Raw genomic sequence first — 16,942 nt, 5'->3', positions numbered from 1 at the left:
CAAAAGCATCATGGCAGATAAAAAAGCTAAAAAAGACTTGATTTTTTATAACCGGATTGTTGATAAAGGCCGGTTAAAAAAGCTGATCTCTTGGGCGTATACCAAATACGGAAGTGCCCGGACAGCCCAAATGGCCGATAAACTCAAAGATCTGGGGTTTCGCTATGCTACCCAGGCGGGGGTTTCTATCAGTGTAGATGACCTGCAAGTGCCACCAGCTAAACGCCAGATGTTAGATGAGGCGGAAGCTATGATTCGTGCCACAGAAGGCCGGTTCACTAGGGGTGAAATTACTGAAGTTGAAAGGTTTCAAAAAGTTATCGATACCTGGAACGGCACCTCTGAGGCTCTCAAAGATGAGGTCGTCCGTAACTTCAAAGACACAAACCCCCTAAATTCAGTGTACATGATGGCTTTTTCCGGAGCACGGGGTAACTTGTCTCAGGTGCGGCAATTGGTAGGTATGCGGGGTCTGATGGCTAATCCCCAAGGTGAAATTATTGACCTACCGATTAAGACTAACTTCCGGGAAGGATTAACGGTAACAGAATACATTATCTCATCCTACGGAGCCCGCAAAGGCTTGGTGGATACTGCCCTGAGAACGGCTGACTCTGGTTACCTCACCCGTCGTCTGGTGGATGTTTCCCAGGACGTGATTGTACGAGACCTTGATTGTGGCACCAGTCGGGGCATCAAAATCGCAGCCATGACTGACGGCGATCGCATTTTAATTTCCCTAGCGGATAAGCTCTTAGGTCGAATTGTAGCAGAGGAATTGGTTCATCCAAAAACCGGGAAAGTAATTGCTAAACAAAACCAAGATGTATCTGATCAACTAGCCAAAGAGATTGAATCGTCTGGTATTAAAGAGGTAATGGTGCGATCGCCTCTAACCTGTGAAGCCCAGCGGTCAGTTTGCCAGAGATGCTATGGTTGGAGCTTAGCTCATGGGCACATGGTGGATTTGGGCGAAGCGGTGGGGATTATTGCTGCCCAGTCTATTGGGGAACCAGGAACTCAGTTGACTATGCGGACCTTCCACACAGGGGGTGTGTTTACCGGGGAAGTGGCACGCCAGCTCTCTGCTCCCGTTAAGGGTGTAGTAAACTTTGGCAAAAGCCTACGTACCCGCCAAGTTAGGACTCGCCACGGTGACGAGCGTCAACAAGTGGAACTAGCTGGGGATCTGATTTTGGCACCAACTAATGGCTCTGCCAAAACCTTTCCTTTAACAGCGGGCTCCTTGGTCTTAGTCAGTGATGGGCAAACAGTCAGCAAGGGTGATCTGTTAGCAGAAGTAGCCCTGAGTAAAAGCCGTCCTTCCACAGAAAAAGCGGCTAAGGATGTGGCATCGGACTTAGCCGGGGAAGTGCTATTTGCCGACTTAGTCCCTGAGGAAAAAACAGATCGACAGGGTAATACTACTCGGATTGCCCAACGCAGCGGTTTGCTCTGGATTTTATCTGGGGACGTCTATAACCTACCCCCTGGTGCCGAACCGGTGGTGAAAAATGGGGATACTGTAGAGATTGGCACAGTACTGGCGGAAACCAAATTAGTCACACTCAATGGTGGTGTGGTGCGACTGACCCCAGGCAAAAGAGAAATTGACATTATCACAGCTTCCGTCCGCTTGGATCAATCACAGGTGAGAATGGAAAGCACGGGGGGTCGGGAACAATATGTGATTCACACTGCCAATAATCAGCACTTTTCCCTGAAGGCAACCCCTGGCACAAAGGTACTCAACCACCAGGTGGTGGCGGAACTGATTGATGACCAATACTACACTAAAACCGGTGGCATTATTAAATATGCTGGTGTAGAGGTGGCTAAACGGGGTAAAGCCAAGCAAGGTTACGAAGTTACCAAAGGCGGTACCTTACTCTGGATTCCGGAAGAATGCCATGAGGTCAACAAAGATATTTCCCTGCTGCTTGTGGAAGACGGTCAATATGTGGAAGCAGGCACAGAAGTGGTTAAGGATATCTTCTGTCAATCGTCAGGTGTAGTGGAAGTTGTCCAAAAAAATGATATCCTCCGGGAAATTGTGGTTAAGCCTGGGGAATTTCATCTGGTGGAGAACCTACCAGAGACCATGACTAGTGAGGGTCACCTGATCTATCCCGGCTCGGAAGATTTGCCAGGGATAACGGTAGAAAACCTGTGTTATGGAGAAGCAGTTGACACACCTGATGGTATGGGACTGCTGCTGCGGCCAGTGACTGAGTTTGCTGTACCAGATGAACCAGCGGTTCCCTCTCAGGCGTCCATTAATACCCAAGACAATTCCAACCAAGGGACCCAAGGAACCCAGATTCAATTGCGAGCCATCCAACGCATTCCCTATAAAGATGGAGAACGGGTCAAGTCTGTGGATGGGGTGGAATTACTCCGCACCCAGTTGGTATTGGAAATGAGCAACCCCGATGCTGGCAGTGACCATTCTAGTTCATCCCAGCTGAGTGCTGATATTGAGTTAGTCAGTACTGAGGATGAAGCCTCTGAGGATATGCGATTACAACTGGTGATCCTGGAGTCGTTGGTGGTTCGCCGGGATACCAATGCAGATCCGTTAGGGGGTAATACCAAAACCCGGATTTTAGTAAATTATGGGGACGAAATTCCTCCAGGTGCGGTAGTTGCTCGAACAGAAATTCAGTGCAAGGAAGCTGGTGAAATCCGGGGAATTCAAGAAGGATTAGAAGCCATTCGCCGAGTGCTGGTGGTCAGGGATGCTGACCGAGTCACAATCCCCATTACGTCTCCTGCCACAGTCAAAGTAGGGGATTTGGTCGTTGGTACCAACACCTTAGCGGAAGGGACACCCGCTGGAGAATCAGGTCAGGTGGTTCAGGTGACGGATGATTCTGTTATCCTGCGACTGGCTCGTCCATACCGAGTTTCTGCGGGGGCAATTTTGCAAATTGACAAGGCAGATTTGGTGCAGCGGGGTGATAACCTGGTACTACTGGTGTTTGAACGGGCTAAGACAGGGGATATTATCCAAGGTTTGCCCAGGATTGAAGAACTACTAGAAGCTCGCAAACCCAAAGAAGCCTGTATATTGGCCAGACGTCCTGGAGAAGCCCAGGTGATTTATGAAGAAGGCGAAACCGTTGATATCAAGGTAATTGAGTCAGACGGAGTCGTGACCGATTACCCGATTTCGCCTGGGCAAAATGCTATTGTTTCCGATGGTCAGCAAGTCGGTACCGCTGAACCCATCACCGATGGCCCAGCCAATCCCCATGAAATTTTAGAGATTTTCTTCAACTACTGTCTCGAAAAAAGAGGTGTCTACGAAGCTGCTTTAAAGGGATTGCAACAAGCACAAGCATTTTTGGTAAATGAAGTACAGTCGGTGTATCAGTCTCAAGGAATTGATATTGCTGATAAGCATATTGAGGTGATTGTTCGTCAGATGACCTCTAAAGTGAGGGTAGACGATGGTGGTGATACCACTATGCTACCAGGAGAACTCGTGGAGTTGCGGCAGATTGAGACAGTGAATGACGCCATGGCCATCACTGGTGGTGCGCCAGCTCAATATACACCGGTACTACTGGGAATTACCAAAGCATCCCTTAATACCGATTCATTTATCTCTGCTGCCAGCTTCCAAGAAACTACTCGTGTGCTGACAGAAGCAGCGATCGAAGGGAAATCTGACTGGCTCAGAGGTCTGAAAGAGAATGTCATCATTGGGCGTCTGATTCCCGCAGGAACTGGTTTCAATTCTTACCAAGAGCCCACTCTTGGTAATCCAGAACCGGAATTCGACCATGGGAGTAGCATGGTCTATGGCTATGGTGAACCCGCCGATAGTACTGAATTACAGCAAGGCAACCTGCTTGATGATAACACAGCCCGTGTTTACAGCTTAGATGAGGAGAGTGATTTGGCTACTGATCCTAGCAACTTAGACCTCTTGAATGGAAATTATTAACCATAAGCTTGAACTCTACCCCGGATAAATCTTGGGAAAAACAAGGGCGTCTGATCATCAGCTTTTTAAAAGCTTTTGATCAGACGCCCTTACGGTATTATTTAGTATGATTCATTCCTATCACCAGACTTCAACCTAGCTGTATGCTTAGGTCTGGATGCAGGCGCTGATCGGGTTTACACGGGGATTATAAGGTGCGGACGCCACCCTGGGCACATAGCCCCCAATGATTTATAATACACCGGTGCTGGACTAACGTAGTTTCATCTTAAAATAAGAAGAAGGGGTTATAAACATGACAACTGTCAGCAAAAGTGAAAAACTCAAGGAAATACAGGAAGCCTATAAAAAAAGTAATAATTCGATGGCTTATGAGTTGTGTAGAGTATTTGAACAGGTCTGGCAAGTTGCTCCAGATGAATCAGCCTTAGCAATCGCCAATAAGATTATGTCAAAAGATATATCTTATTTTATGTTTGTCTTTGATTTGGACACGGAGGAAGATTATAGCGAAAAGCTCAAACAGGCTAGCAAGGAATCATATGGAAGTCGTAGAGAATGGCGTCAAAAATTAGAAGACTTAGAAGGGAAAAAACAGCTGGAAGCAGAAGAAGAGGAAGTTAAGGAAAATTTGTTAAATTTACTGAGTGATTCTAGCGCTGATACTGATAGCAAGATCAGAGAAAATTTATTAGAGATAGTAAAAGCTTGTCTTTGATGAAACCAGACCATTACCCGGATCTCTACTACCATCACTGTTGCTTCAATGCTCCCTTGCTAGAGGTTACAGGTAAATCAAAGCGTCTCTCGCTCACATAACCCTTGATCAGCTCAGTTATTGACAAAAGTGGGGTATTGAGTTAACCAGACAATTGGTGAAAACGCGATTGACCTACGGTCACGCTACGCGAACGCATTCGCACCGCATCCCCTGTCCCACTTAGCTTGATGTAGGGTGGGCAGTGAAGCAAACCGATTCACCAAGCTGGCCATAGCCTTGGGTTTGCACTGCTGCCCACCAACGGATTAATCACAATGCTCCATGATCTCAGTTTAACGGAGAGGAAGAACAGGGCAAAGACAAGCCAGATCAAGGAGATTTTAACTAGTCAGTTATTTCCGAGACGGTGTACTAGTCGTTATACAAACTTTAGATCCAGTGTTCAGTCTGTAAGGGTTTACAAGTTTTATCTCAAGGAAGGCAAGCAAATGGCGCAGGGTGCGTTTATCCAGAAGATGAACTTTTCAAAGAAGCAGTAAAGCTCTGGGATTTAGACAATTTATATATAGATATAGGCGAACAAAAACAGAGGGAAACCCATAATAAAACCACACTTACACCAGTAGAAAAAGTGTGCTTGAGAGGATTGCTTTGTGGCTACTCCCCAAAAAAAATAGCTGAGACTCTCCATCGGAGCTCTAACTCAATCGCTGTTGCCTTGACTAGGGGATTGTATCGATATGTCGAAGCACTAACTAATCGAGAATTAAATAGCCTCACTAACTGGAAAGACGTCTCTAAGTGGCTAGAAGTTGCAGGATACAAAATGCCTCAGTACCACCACGATTGGGGGGAAGCACCAGAAATTTCTGCTTTCTATGGACGCACTAATCAACTCAATCAACTGCAGCAATGGATTAGTAAAAAGCAATACTCACTAGTAGGGATTATCGGTATAGGAGGGATTGGTAAAACCACTCTTGCTGTCAAACTTGCAAACAACCTTCAAGGGGAATTTGAGTATATTATTTGGCGTAATCTGCGCCATGATCCACCCCTGAAACAACTGCTAGTAGAGCTGCTTCTATTCTTATCTCACCAGCAATCATTCAATTTACCAGAAGACATCAACGCTCTTATTTCTAGCTTGATCAAATGTTTACAAGAGCATCGGTGTCTGATCGTACTGGATGACGCAGAGCAGATTCTAAGTCCTGGCGCTATAGCTGGATATTATCAAGCCAACTATGAGGATTATGGTCAGCTATTTAGACGAGTAGCACAGGAAAAACACCAAAGTGCTTTGCTGCTGATCAGTTGGGAAAAATTTCTACAACTAGAGTTACTGGAGCAAAAAAATAACACTACTGCTTCATTAACCCTGAAGGGGTTACCTACAGAAGAAGCTGAGAAAATCTTAGTAGATAACGGGTTATTTGGAAATACAGAAGAATGGGAAACCTTGATTACCCGTTATCGAGGCAATCCCTTAGCATTAAATCTAGTAGCGACAACAATTGAAAAATATTTTAATGGCAGTGTATCGAAATTTTTAAGCTTGAATGAGGTATTTGTTCCTGAGCCAATCAGGTTAATTTTAATTGCACAGTTGAATCGCTTAGATAAGTCAGAAAGAGAAGTGATCAGGTATCTAGGGATAAGTACCAAACCCGTACCCGTTTCCCGGGAACAATTGCGCCAGGATATTACCATTAGCTCGGATTCAGAACTAATCAATGTTTTACAATCCCTCCAGAGGCGTTCACTCATTGAGACATTCACAGACATTAGTCAAACTTTTTTCACCCTATACCCTGTAGTTAGTTCGGTGATTCTTAGTATTAGTTAAAAGGAGAAAAGATAACAGGGAACAGGGAGGAGTGTGGGAAGTTTGGGAAGTTTGGGTAGGGTGGGGAGAGAAAAAGGTATATTTACCCTATTCCCTATTCCCTGTTCCCTGTTCCCTGTTCCCTGGGCATAGCGCTATAACAATTGACCTGAAATTTACTTACTTAAAAACTAAGTCATTAACGGGAGAGGATTTCTGCAATGGCGAAATGCCAGCCAAATCCAAAATCTGGGGAATCAAGTCTTCTCGCCGGACTGCCATCATATGAACACCCTGGCACAGTTGCCGTGCGAGCTTAACTTGCTCAGCGGCAATTTTTATCCCTTCTTGTAACTGATTATCTGCTGCTGCTAGCCGATCAATAATTTCCTCAGGGATATCAACCCCTGGAACGTTTTTATTAATAAACTTAGCATTTTTAGCGGATTTGAGCAAAAATATCCCTGCTAAAATCGGCTTATTACTACCAGCAGCAATCTGATTCATAAACTTCTCTAGCCGATCAAAATCACAAATGAGCTGGCTTTGGAAAAACTGTGCTCCGGCCTCCAGTTTCCGTTCAAACCGACGCTGTAAGCCTGACCAACTCTTTAGCTGGGGGTCTACCGCTGCACCAGTAAATAAATCAGTTCCTTGATCAGTAAGGGGCTTATCATTGAAATCAACCCCTTGATTTAGCTTAGTAATTAGTTGCAATAGGCGTACTGATTCTAAGTCAAATACACTTTTAGCATCAGGATGATCACCTGCTTTGACTGGATCACCGGTTAGGGCGAGAATATTACCGATACCTAAAGCATTAATACCCATCAAGTCAGCTTGCAAGGCAATGCGGTTGCGATCGCGACAAGCTACCTGACAAATTGGTTCAATGCCCTGCTGGTGTAAAATCACCGAGGCTGCCCAAGACGACATCCGCATGACTGCCCTAGAGCCATCAGTAATATTGATAGCATGGACTCTATCTTTGAGGGTTTGAGCCATTTTGACCATGTGATCTGGGTTACCCCCCTTGGGGGGTGCCACTTCTGCAGTAATCAAAAATTCACCGGACTCAACGGCAGTGCGAAACGAGTTATTAGTAGGGTTAGTCATTGGTTATAGTATTTACTTATCAGAGTCGGAGAGTTTGAGAGGGAAAAGAATACCCCGTCCTCTTAGGTCGGGGATGAATTTTACCTCTCAAATAGTGTTAATATAAAAAGTAAGGGTCTCAAAAAAAACTGGGTATTGACCCTACTCAGCTACCCTCGGTGCGTTCGCGTAGCGTGGCCATAGGCCAGGGAAAGTTACGCCCAGGTCGATAACAACCAACGGTGGTTGTGCAAAGGATACCCCATTCCTGCGACGGATGGGGAGGTTCAACTCCAGGAATTAGGTTACAGCAATGAACCCTAATGCAGTTTTCACCCTGGACAAGGTCTGGTTTGCGATCGCTTCTGCTTTTTGTCGCCCCTCTCGCAACACCGACTCAAGATAGCCCTGCTCTGACCTCACATCGTGATACTTCTGTTGAATCGGCTTGAGCGCTTCAATGGTTACTTCTGTGAGTAAGGGCTTGAATTTGCCCCAACCCATATCCTGACATTCTGTCGCCACCTCTTCCTTTGTTTTCCCAGAAAGCAGGGTATACAAAGTTAGTAGATTCTCACATTCCGGGCGTTCTGGATCATCAAACCATAAGCCTTTAATCGGGTCAGTTTTACAGCGCTTGATTTTCTTTTGGATCTCCTCAGGGGAGTCAAGCACGTTAATCCTGCTCAACTCGGATGGATCAGACTTAGACATTTTGCGCCTGCCATCAGTGAGACTCATCACACGAGCACCAGTTTTTCGGATCATAGGCTCTGGCAACTTTAGCACAAGTTTCTCCTGACTGCCAAACTTGTCATTAACTCGGATAGCGATATTACGAGTCAGTTCGATGTGTTGCTTTTGGTCTTCTCCCACTGGAACTTGATCGGCATCATAAAGTAAAATATCCGCTGCCATCAATACCGGGTAGTCCAGTAAGCCAGTACTGACATTTTCCCCTTGTTTAACCGCTTTTTCCTTGAACTGGATCATTCGCTCTAGCCAGTTAAGAGGGGTAATGCAGTTGAGCAGCCAAGCTAGTTCACTGTGGGCAGGGATATGGGATTGTACGAAGATAGTAGAGCATTCTAAATCAATCCCGCAGGCTAAGTAGAGGGCAGCAATGCTTAAGGTATCTTCTGCTAGAGTTACTGGGTTATGGGGTACAGTAATAGCGTGTAAATCAACTACACAAAATAGATTATCATACTGACTTTGACCTTCGACCCAGTTGCGGATAGCTCCAAGATAGTTACCCAGGTGAAGATTGCCAGTTGGTTGAACTCCAGATAGAACGCGCTGTTTACCCATGTATGATCTAGTGATTGCTTAAATCGGTTTGCCGAAACGGTATCAGTGTAATCCCATTTTCCCACTGCTTAGGCTAAATTTGGATTATTTTCGCCATTGCTAGGTCGTTAACCCAGGCATCAGTTAAAATTTTCTGCCATTTAGGGCAGTTTGGATGAGAAGATAGTGGGGTAAGGATTCTTAATATTTTCTTAATTGGACTTATAGCATGGCAGAAATTCAGTTCTCTAGAGGTATCAAAGAAGAAGTTGTGCCCGACGTACGTTTGACTCGCTCCACAACTGGTCAGACTGGCAGTGCAACCTTTATTTTTACCAAGCCTAAAGTATACGATAAAGATTCTAAGGATGAGATCACCGGAATGTACATGATTGATGAGGAAGGTGAGATTTCTACCAGTAAGGTTAATGGCAAATTTGTTAATGGTGAACCAATGGCTATAGAAGCAACTTACATAATGAAATCTCCAGAAGAGTGGGATCGTTTCATGCGTTTTATGGAACGGTATAGTGAAGAAAATGGCTTAGGATTTACTAAATCCTAACAGTATTAAGCTAAGTCTTCAGTGCTGGGTATTAATGTCTGGCCAACCGTCAACCCTCAAAAACGCTTAAGCATATGCGCTACGCGCACGCTAAGCGAACAGCCGTCAGCCGTTGGCCTTTGGCTGATAGCTGATAGCTGATAGCTGATAGCTTACTAACAAGCTGAGTACTCAGCACTATACCCAAGTTAGATATCGCTGATTTCCTTAGTAATCACATTAATGGGAGGAGAGCAATATACGCAAAGCTCATTAGCGATCGCTACCGCTTCTTCAGGGGTTTTATCTAAGTACATTGCGGTCAGAGCATAATCTTGTCCAGCACCAATGGCACCAAATTCATTAATTTTATCAACAAGATAGCCATCACTGATACAAAAAATATCCTGTTCTACTGCTAACAAATATTCGTTTCTGCGACCAAAGGTATCGTCTTTATCCTTTGCCCAACTATAAAATTCCACAATAAAATCGAGAACAGCCTCAACGGTAGGAGCTGCTGGAGAATGGTTTCTGGCAAATATTTGCATGAAACTCAATTCCATGGTATAACCCACGCCGCCAATAATCATGTTATTGATTTCAAATAGCTTGCCCCACTCATCCCCAGTTACCCGGTGAGTTTGCTTGAGGTATCCTGACAGCCGAATGCTATCGGAGGCAAAAACTAGTTGATCAGGGTATTTTCTGGCAGCGACAACGCTCATAAGTTGCTCCTAATGGTTTTAGTCGATGATTACGGTGAAACAGGCACCGATATAGCAGTCATTAACAAACTAGTTTAGCCTTATCCATCGCAACCAGTTCCTCTAGGGTGGGCAGTGCCTGGGGTGACCGGGTGTGGGGTGACCGGGTGTGGGGTGACCGGGTGAGGTGTGGGGTAGGGTGTTCACTTTGTGCGATGGCCATAGCTTAAACTTCATGCACTTTTTGTCTGATAGTATCAGACAGTGTATCTCTTGCATGATATCCATTCTGGGCTCAGGCCCATAATAAACAGCCTAGGCAGTGCCTACTAATATCAAGTCTGGTTGAATACCCATAATTAAGGAGAGGGTGGGGACGGTGGGAGGTGTGGGGAGATGGGGAGATGGGGAGATAGGGGAGATAGGGGAGATTTTTATTAAGGGTAATTATCCTGACATGATCTAACGCCCTGTGGCCAGCTGATCTGATCTCGGTGCATCTCAATGCAGGGCGGTCTTGGGGGAAACCCCCACTCGCGCTTTGCATCAAAACGGGAGTAGGAAACAGGAAAAAAATCCTGTGTACCTGATTAAGATCAGAACCGCTATCAGAAACACATTTTGAAACCCAAACCCCAGGAAGGATTAGCTGAGGAGAATAGTGTTGGAATCGGGAAGAAGTAGTTTTCGAGACTTCTTCCCGACTCCCGACTCCCGATTCCCGACTCCCGATTCCCGACTCCCGATTCCCGACTCCCGATTCCCGACTCCCGATTCCCGACTCCAAATTCTAAATTCTAAATTCTAAATTCTAAATTCTAAATTCTAAATTCTAAATTCTAAATTCTAACTTCCCGACTCCCGATTCCCCTAGACAAGATTTCCAAGACCAGCGATTAAGCCACGACAGACACCAGTGAGAAAATCTAAATCTAGGGTATCAATGCGATCGCTTGGTTGATGGTAATGGGGATTGCGCAGAAATGCTGTATCGGTTACCATCAAAGCTCGATAACCTTGGTCCCAAAATGGAGCGTGATCACTGAGCCTGGTCTCACGAACGATTATCCCTCGTGATGGTATTGGTAAGCACTGACAAGGGATCCCCACTTGGCGGATACGGCGAGCTAAATGCCTCAAGTCAAGGATTGTTGGCAAGTTTCCCACTAAGGTAATGAAGTCCCCCTGATTGGGGTAAAAATATTTTAGTCCTGGTGGGTAGGTTTGGGAATTGGGAGTGCGATCGCAATACCCTAACATTTCCAAAGACAGCATTAACCGCAAGGGTTGCTGTTGTTCTTTTAAATAGGCAGCATAGGCAGCACTTCCGAGCAATCCATACTCTTCCATATCAAATGCTACCAGTCGGACTGGGTGTTTAGGCCCAGTAGTGGCAAAGGCTCTAGCTAATTCCAATAGCACCGCTACGCCGGTACCATTATCATCTGCTCCTGGGCTTCCAGGTACCGCATCATAGTGAGAGCCAATTAAAATCGGAGCAAACTGTTGCGGTCTCGCCTCTTTTCCCGGTAGATTCAGAATCAGATTATGATGGGTTTTGCCCGACACCTGAAACTTGTGAATTTCAACGCTTCCCCACTGTTCTAATTCCTGGCGGATGTACTCCTGGACATAGAAATGTCCCGCAGATGCCATATACGGATCGCGATCGCGTACTATCTGGCTGAGGTGGGTGATTAGACGTTCTTTTAGATCCAAGGCAGTGTAATCAGGCAGAAGATTATCATCTAATCTTACCATCTCGGGATTTGGTCCCAAGTAAGCATTCAGCGGTCAGCGGTCAGCCGTCAGCCGTCAGCGGTCAGTGGTCAGTGGTCAGCGGTCAGCGGTCAGTGGTCAGTGGTCAGCGGTCAGCGGTCAGCGGTCAGTGGTCAGTGGTCAGTGGTCAGTGGTCAGCTAACGTAACTCAGATTAAACTAATGCTTACCTGTTGTCTTGATGCAGTCGCTCATGGGGGAAACCACGGCAGTCGCTCATGGGGGGAACCCCCAAGACCGCGCTGCCTCCCCAAGACCGCGCTGCATCGCTTATTCAAAAGCTTATAGCTGATTGCTGATTGCTGATTGCTTATAGCTGATTGCTGATTGCTGATTGCTTATAGCTGATTGCTGATTGCTGATTGCTGATTGCTGATTGCTGATTGCTGATTGCTTACGGTCCCAACAGCACCCCTACACCAGTAGCATAATTATGTCCTCAGGTGATTTCCGGGTACCTGATTATAGTCAAAATCTCTGATTATGGGATATAATTAGATGAAACTATTCCGATATTTTTTCTCGTGTCCAGGTAGATTCAGCATTACATGGTGATGGGTTTTACCCAACACTTGATTCTCCTGGATTTCGAGACTTTCTAATTTTTTTAATTCTGAGCAGATGGACTGCGACCCAAAGAAATGCCCCCCATCTCCCATATAAAAAGTAAAGGAGTAAGGTTTCAAGGGTAATGTTTTTTGATAACTAATTATCCGGACATGATATCAAACAGCTTTTAGGAGATGCACCCTGACCACAAGGCAAAAGGTATAGCAGAAGTCAGAAGTCATAAGTCAGAAGTCAGAAGTCAAACTCTTGCGCTTCTTGATGCAGTCGCTCATGGGGGAAACCCCCAAGACCGTAATGGTGCTTTTTCCGTTGGCGAATTAAATTCGCCACGGGTCGCACCTCTGCATCGCTTACAAAGGGTGTGAGACTAATGTCGATGTCCTAACTGCCCTGGCGACTGCTATAACAGGCAAAAGGCAACATTAGGAAAGATATCTGAAGTTCCTTATTCCTTATTCCCTACTTCCTCCTCCCAGCCCTATCCTTAAAATTACTAGTTAAAATTACCAAAGCGATCGCTTACCAATGATTATGGGATTCTCAGCAAAGAGACCCTACGGGATTGACCGAAGGTCACGCTACGCGATGAAGCGTTCGCGTAGCGTGGCCAAAGGCCTCAGCTTCCGCTAAGAGCGATCGCTTTTTTTATTCCCCCTAAAACTCCCCAAAAAAAAATTTTTAAAACCCTTGACAATTACAAATATAATCATTACAATAATCATATTAACACGATGAATTCAAGTTTTGATCTATGTCAAAAGACTTTAAGCCAAACTTCAAGAAACAACCTGTTGAGCACACTCTGAAAGGCTCTCGTCAAGCAGTAATCTATAGTATCCAAATGCTTTATAAATTGGGCTATGCAGAGATTGCGGAATGGACTCCTCTTGAGCCGACTGAGGTTCCAGGGGAAGTAATTACTAAAATGATGAAGTATTGGCTGTTGCCATAACACTTTAAATTTCTGGGGGGTTTTCCCCCCCTGGCAAAGGCTCCGGTTTGATTACATCAAATCACGTCCGGATTGGTTTGGAAACTCATTGACATAGATCATTTAAATAGCCGTAGATAGTATTTCTACGGCTATTTTTTTTTCTGTTTATACTTATATAAAAAGGGAATCGGGAATCGGGAGTCGGGAATCGGAACCCACCCCTAACCCCTCCCAGGAGGGGAACGGGAATCGGGAATCGGGAATTGGGAATCGGGAATCGGGAATCGGGAAAAAATACTGGTAAGCTGTTGCGCATTTAAATTGGATATAGTGTTTCTCGCATTTATGAGGTACGCTTCTCAACAAAGTCCCCCTTATTAAGGGGGATTTAGGGGGATCAATTTGTCCCTTATAGGATATATAGTTGCTATATTATTCAGTTAGATGCTTTGGGGCGAGTTTTAGTTGTCGTCTATACCTGGCGAGGTGATCAAATCCGTTTGATTTCAACTCGCAAAGCCACTCGTACTGAACGTAAACAATATCTGGAGGGATGAAGATGGAAGCTGAGTATGATTTTAGTAAAGGTAAGCGTGGCGCGATTGACCCGATGCCATCTGGTAAAACTCGGATCACAATTCCTTTAGATAACGATGTTTTGGAGTGGTTTCGTGACCAGGTAAATCTGTCTGGTGGAGGGAATTATCAAACCTTGATTAATCAGGTGTTGCGTCAGCACATTCAGCATCAGCTGATAGAATTAGAAGGAGTTCAGGAAACTATTCCTAGAACAGAAATTGTTCAAATTCAAGAAGCATGGGAAAATTATCGCTCCGGTAACGATAAAGGAATTTCATCTAAAGATTTAAAGCGTAAGTTATTAGGATAAAAGTGATTAATCGTCGGTGGGCAGTGCCTACCTAGGCGCTTTGCCAGCTGATCTGATCTGTCTGATCCACTGCCCACCCTACATGCTATAGGCGGTGGCGCGGGTGACGGTGGAACGGTTTATTGAGCGGGTTTCTCGGCAATACCTAGCAAAAAGCAACGGCGAGTCCCATTGAGGAATACGCTCGCCGTTGGTGGATATGGGTTAGAAGTGGAGTATTGAAGGTTGAGTTGCCAGAAGAAGGTAACGGAGCGATCGCCCCGTTACCTTTCTACCCTACGGCAAAGGTTTTACTTCCTTAATTACCAATAATTATCATTCTGTTTGTAGAATGTTTGATTTTTTGGAAGTCCTTTGTGATCTGCAACCTGCGGATGCTCCTTAGACTTTTTACGCTTTGTGACAACCCTCTACATCCATGTATATATCCCATGGTAGTGCGTCACGAACTATTACTTGGTAGAATGGCTCCACACCTTCAAACACGTGATCATAAGAAGTGGGTTGATCAGAGCTATACCCCGGAACAGGAAGATTTTCAACATAATCATGGGGACCGGGTGGATCTACAATCAATGATATTGTTTGTTGGTCTTCTTCAAAGCTTATAAAGCTGACATCCAGTGACGATGCTGGCCCATCTATAACATCTAGTATATACTGAGAAGATCCCTCGGCCAAGAGAATAAAGCGAGGTTCGACATAACATTCCGCAGCTTGCGCACTACCAACGATCATTACTAGGGACAGGCAAAACACCAACATCCCTTTCAACACCTTGTGGACTACTTGCATTTTGAACTTCTCCTTTTTAGGTTATTGCAGGGAGCATGTCACTTATGTAGAACATTTGTACTATACCTCTAGCCCCCTCATGGGTTTACATAAGCTTGCTGTGATGGTACTGTAGTTCATTTGTTCTGCAACCCTTGACCTGCTCCCCCCAGTTCCTAATTCTTAGTTGGAACAATGTAATACTAGCCCTGTTATATATCTCTTATTCTCATAAAACTCAGATCAAACCTCATATAAAAACTCATATAAAAACTCATATCAAACCTCATATCAAACTCATAAACCTCATATCAAACCTCATAAATCTCATATCAAACCTCATAAACCTCATATCAAACCTCATATCAAACCTCATAAACCTCATATCAAACCTCATAAACCTCATATCAAACCTCATATCAAACCTCATAAACCTCATATCAAACCTCATATCAAACTTCATATAAGTACAGGGTCAACGGGGAGTAGGTCAAAATAATAGAACAAATGAACTACTTGACAAAATCACAAAAATAATTTACATACCTTGCTTACATTGTGTGTAGCGCTATATTATTCAGCATTCTGTAGGGTGGGCATTGCCGGTTTACTTACCCAAATCCTGCCCAAATTTATCTGAGCAATGCCCACCAAGCAGGGTACCCATGGCCGGTTTCTGAACCAATGCCCACCCTACGATTATTGTGGATTGGTGGGCATTGCCCATTTCATTGCTCGCCGTTCAATCATGATCTTGATCAGCAATGCCCACCCTACGATGATGGTGGATTGGTGGGCATTGCCCATTTCATTGATCCGCGTTCAATCATGATCTTAATCAGCAATGCCCACCCTACTTGCTATTCACGCTCCTTCTTACAAAAATCATGAGCCTTATTGTTAATCTTATCAATAAGATCAGTTACCTCAGCCGGAGGATTAGGCATCAGATAAATTTCCCGTAATGCATCTGACCAAAGTTGTTTGTCTATGAAATAGTTAATTCGTTTCAGAGCAATCTTATCAGCACTGGCATCTTCAGCTTTCAGGTTACTTTCTAATTCATTTAAGTCAGTGGTGATTTGATTACGCTTTTCGTCATCCATTAGACGAAAACTTCTCTTAGTAGGAAGTTGTTCTAAAGGAATTGTATTCCGCCAATAGTAATCTTTACCTGGTTTTAAAGGCTCCCCTTGATAAAGGATACTATTAGTAGTAGGCTCTAACGGTTGCTCCCACAATTGTTTTTCAGTACGATACTCACGCACCTCAATACCTTTCATTTCTCCTTGCCATAGGAATAGGGGTTGCTCACTCCAAATTTCTAAGCTTCCTTTATGATTAGAATTTGGGTCACGATCTGGTAGTTGACCAGGGGTGAGCATGCAGAGAGTTTGCTCGATAGGATTATCATATCTTGAGCTCCCTCTTGAGCCCCCTTTACCTTTGTCACGTCGCAATATATCCCAGATATCACCCCATTTTAAGGTAACTAGCTGGCCTTTAAACTGGGATAAATTCTGACCAGACTGAGGTCTTTTTACTATGGCATCAAGGGGCAGTGCAGAAGAACAGACTAGCACGACCACTGTTAGTGCCAGGGTTGATTTGTTTTGGATTAATTTAATCATAATACAGTATTTTTCAATTGGGTAAAGTACAAATTATTGGTTTTTTGGGAATCGGTAATCGGGAATATGGAATCGGAAATTGGTAAAAAATATTGTGTACATGATAGTTATGAAAAACGGTATATTTGAGCTGATTACAGTAAACTATTATTTACTTTTGCCTTTTGCCTTTTGCCTTTTGCCTTTTGCCTTTTGCCTTAACAGGATAAGCTTTGTAATAGTATAATAA

At 44.5% G+C, this 16,942-nt stretch carries 16 protein-coding genes and 2 pseudogenes; 9 read left to right on the top strand and 9 right to left on the bottom strand.

Annotated elements, in window-relative coordinates:
* Positions 1–10 precede the first annotated feature (10 nt).
* The 3 genes from F6K64_RS12190 (at position 11) to F6K64_RS12180 (ending at position 6,522) form a co-directional block, all read left to right on the top strand.
* Positions 11–3,952 (top strand): DNA-directed RNA polymerase subunit beta', encoded by a 3,942-nt coding sequence (locus tag F6K64_RS12190; protein WP_008185299.1) that lies wholly within the window; start codon positions 11–13, stop codon positions 3,950–3,952.
* 295 nt (positions 3,953–4,247) lie between these two features.
* Positions 4,248–4,670 (top strand): hypothetical protein, encoded by a 423-nt coding sequence (locus tag F6K64_RS12185; RefSeq protein ID WP_008185298.1) that lies wholly within the window; start codon positions 4,248–4,250, stop codon positions 4,668–4,670.
* 634 nt (positions 4,671–5,304) lie between these two features.
* Positions 5,305–6,522: an NB-ARC domain-containing protein gene (locus F6K64_RS12180; RefSeq protein WP_287265487.1), complete on the top strand. Its 1,218-nt coding sequence runs from the start codon at positions 5,305–5,307 to the stop codon at positions 6,520–6,522.
* Positions 6,523–6,681: 159 nt separating this feature from the next.
* On the opposite strand, the gene F6K64_RS12175 is transcribed toward F6K64_RS12180, so the two are convergent.
* Both F6K64_RS12175 and trpS read right to left on the bottom strand, forming a co-directional pair.
* The gene (locus F6K64_RS12175) at positions 6,682–7,617 is read right to left on the bottom strand and encodes a methylenetetrahydrofolate reductase (RefSeq protein ID WP_287265486.1); all 936 of its coding nucleotides are present in this window, start codon (positions 7,615–7,617) and stop codon (positions 6,682–6,684) included.
* A gap of 279 nt (positions 7,618–7,896) precedes the next feature.
* Entirely contained in the window at positions 7,897–8,907 is a 1,011-nt protein-coding gene (trpS, locus tag F6K64_RS12170; protein ID WP_287265484.1) for a tryptophan--tRNA ligase, read from the bottom strand.
* A gap of 208 nt (positions 8,908–9,115) precedes the next feature.
* On the opposite strand from trpS, the gene psb28 reads away from it, so the two are divergent.
* Positions 9,116–9,451 carry a photosystem II reaction center protein Psb28 gene (psb28, locus tag F6K64_RS12165; protein WP_287265483.1) on the top strand — a complete coding sequence of 112 codons (336 nt, stop codon included), beginning with the start codon at positions 9,116–9,118 and terminating at the stop codon, positions 9,449–9,451.
* Between the two features lie 188 nt (positions 9,452–9,639).
* On the opposite strand, the gene F6K64_RS12160 is transcribed toward psb28, so the two are convergent.
* On the bottom strand, positions 9,640–10,158 hold the full coding sequence (locus F6K64_RS12160) for an Ntn hydrolase family protein (protein ID WP_287256967.1): 519 nt from the start codon (positions 10,156–10,158) through the stop codon (positions 9,640–9,642).
* 61 nt (positions 10,159–10,219) lie between these two features.
* Positions 10,220–10,360 (bottom strand): hypothetical protein, encoded by a 141-nt coding sequence (locus F6K64_RS12155; RefSeq protein ID WP_154659818.1) that lies wholly within the window; start codon positions 10,358–10,360, stop codon positions 10,220–10,222.
* A gap of 438 nt (positions 10,361–10,798) precedes the next feature.
* Between F6K64_RS12155 and F6K64_RS12150 the strand changes: the two genes are divergently transcribed.
* On the top strand, positions 10,799–10,945 hold the full coding sequence (locus F6K64_RS12150) for a hypothetical protein (RefSeq protein ID WP_287265482.1): 147 nt from the start codon (positions 10,799–10,801) through the stop codon (positions 10,943–10,945).
* 62 nt (positions 10,946–11,007) lie between these two features.
* Here F6K64_RS12150 and F6K64_RS12145 read toward each other — a convergent pair whose 3' ends face one another.
* Positions 11,008–11,856: a M20/M25/M40 family metallo-hydrolase gene (locus tag F6K64_RS12145; RefSeq protein WP_044493468.1), complete on the bottom strand. Its 849-nt coding sequence runs from the start codon at positions 11,854–11,856 to the stop codon at positions 11,008–11,010.
* Positions 11,857–11,906: 50 nt separating this feature from the next.
* Between F6K64_RS12145 and F6K64_RS38865 the strand changes: the two genes are divergently transcribed.
* The gene (locus F6K64_RS38865; protein ID WP_131827107.1) at positions 11,907–12,203 is read left to right on the top strand and encodes a hypothetical protein; all 297 of its coding nucleotides are present in this window, start codon (positions 11,907–11,909) and stop codon (positions 12,201–12,203) included.
* Between the two features lie 206 nt (positions 12,204–12,409).
* Here the strand turns inward: F6K64_RS38865 and F6K64_RS12135 are convergent, their stop codons facing one another.
* A complete protein-coding gene (locus F6K64_RS12135; RefSeq protein WP_131827106.1) occupies positions 12,410–12,601 on the bottom strand; it encodes a hypothetical protein in 192 nt (63 codons plus the stop codon).
* A 635-nt stretch (positions 12,602–13,236) separates the two neighbouring features.
* On the opposite strand from F6K64_RS12135, the gene F6K64_RS12130 reads away from it, so the two are divergent.
* A complete protein-coding gene (locus F6K64_RS12130) occupies positions 13,237–13,437 on the top strand; it encodes a hypothetical protein (RefSeq protein ID WP_008185280.1) in 201 nt (66 codons plus the stop codon).
* Between the two features lie 85 nt (positions 13,438–13,522).
* Here the strand turns inward: F6K64_RS12130 and F6K64_RS12125 are convergent, their stop codons facing one another.
* The gene (locus tag F6K64_RS12125) at positions 13,523–13,735 is read right to left on the bottom strand and encodes a hypothetical protein (protein ID WP_131827105.1); all 213 of its coding nucleotides are present in this window, start codon (positions 13,733–13,735) and stop codon (positions 13,523–13,525) included.
* Between the two features lie 118 nt (positions 13,736–13,853).
* On the opposite strand from F6K64_RS12125, the pseudogene F6K64_RS12120 reads away from it, so the two are divergent.
* Positions 13,854–13,976: pseudogene (locus tag F6K64_RS12120) on the top strand (BrnT family toxin); the annotation flags it as partial.
* 2 nt (positions 13,977–13,978) lie between these two features.
* Positions 13,979–14,230 (top strand): annotated as a pseudogene (locus F6K64_RS12115) (BrnA antitoxin family protein); the annotation flags it as partial.
* A gap of 468 nt (positions 14,231–14,698) precedes the next feature.
* On the opposite strand, the gene F6K64_RS12110 reads toward F6K64_RS12115, so the two are convergent.
* Positions 14,699–15,103: a hypothetical protein gene (locus tag F6K64_RS12110; protein ID WP_008185272.1), complete on the bottom strand. Its 405-nt coding sequence runs from the start codon at positions 15,101–15,103 to the stop codon at positions 14,699–14,701.
* A gap of 839 nt (positions 15,104–15,942) precedes the next feature.
* Positions 15,943–16,713, bottom strand: a complete 771-nt coding sequence (locus F6K64_RS12105) for a hypothetical protein (RefSeq protein ID WP_008185267.1) — start codon at positions 16,711–16,713, stop codon at positions 15,943–15,945.
* Between the last annotated feature and the right edge of the window lie 229 nt (positions 16,714–16,942).

Origin of the sequence: Moorena sp. SIO3A2, from assembly GCF_010672265.1 — a bacterium.
GTDB classification, from domain to species: domain Bacteria; phylum Cyanobacteriota; class Cyanobacteriia; order Cyanobacteriales; family Coleofasciculaceae; genus Moorena; species Moorena producens.
The sequence above is the reverse complement of the archived record's forward strand: the minus strand, read 5'-3'. Positions and strand labels throughout refer to the sequence as shown.

Bases quoted from the DNA above. Each gene is read 5' to 3' on its own strand.
- F6K64_RS12110 (WP_008185272.1), bottom strand. From the start codon at position 15,103: ATGCAAGTAGTCCACAAGGTGTTGAAAGGGATGTTGGTGTTTTGCCTG.
- F6K64_RS12190 (WP_008185299.1), top strand. From the start codon at position 11: ATGGCAGATAAAAAAGCTAAAAAAGACTTGATTTTTTATAACCGGATT.
- F6K64_RS12155 (WP_154659818.1), bottom strand. From the start codon at position 10,360: ATGGCCATCGCACAAAGTGAACACCCTACCCCACACCTCACCCGGTCA.
- psb28 (WP_287265483.1), top strand. From the start codon at position 9,116: ATGGCAGAAATTCAGTTCTCTAGAGGTATCAAAGAAGAAGTTGTGCCC.
- F6K64_RS12160 (WP_287256967.1), bottom strand. From the start codon at position 10,158: ATGAGCGTTGTCGCTGCCAGAAAATACCCTGATCAACTAGTTTTTGCC.
- F6K64_RS12175 (WP_287265486.1), bottom strand. From the start codon at position 7,617: ATGACTAACCCTACTAATAACTCGTTTCGCACTGCCGTTGAGTCCGGT.
- F6K64_RS12130 (WP_008185280.1), top strand. From the start codon at position 13,237: ATGTCAAAAGACTTTAAGCCAAACTTCAAGAAACAACCTGTTGAGCAC.
- F6K64_RS12125 (WP_131827105.1), bottom strand. From the start codon at position 13,735: ATGCGCAACAGCTTACCAGTATTTTTTCCCGATTCCCGATTCCCGATT.
- F6K64_RS12105 (WP_008185267.1), bottom strand. From the start codon at position 16,713: ATGATTAAATTAATCCAAAACAAATCAACCCTGGCACTAACAGTGGTC.
- F6K64_RS12185 (WP_008185298.1), top strand. From the start codon at position 4,248: ATGACAACTGTCAGCAAAAGTGAAAAACTCAAGGAAATACAGGAAGCC.
- trpS (WP_287265484.1), bottom strand. From the start codon at position 8,907: ATGGGTAAACAGCGCGTTCTATCTGGAGTTCAACCAACTGGCAATCTT.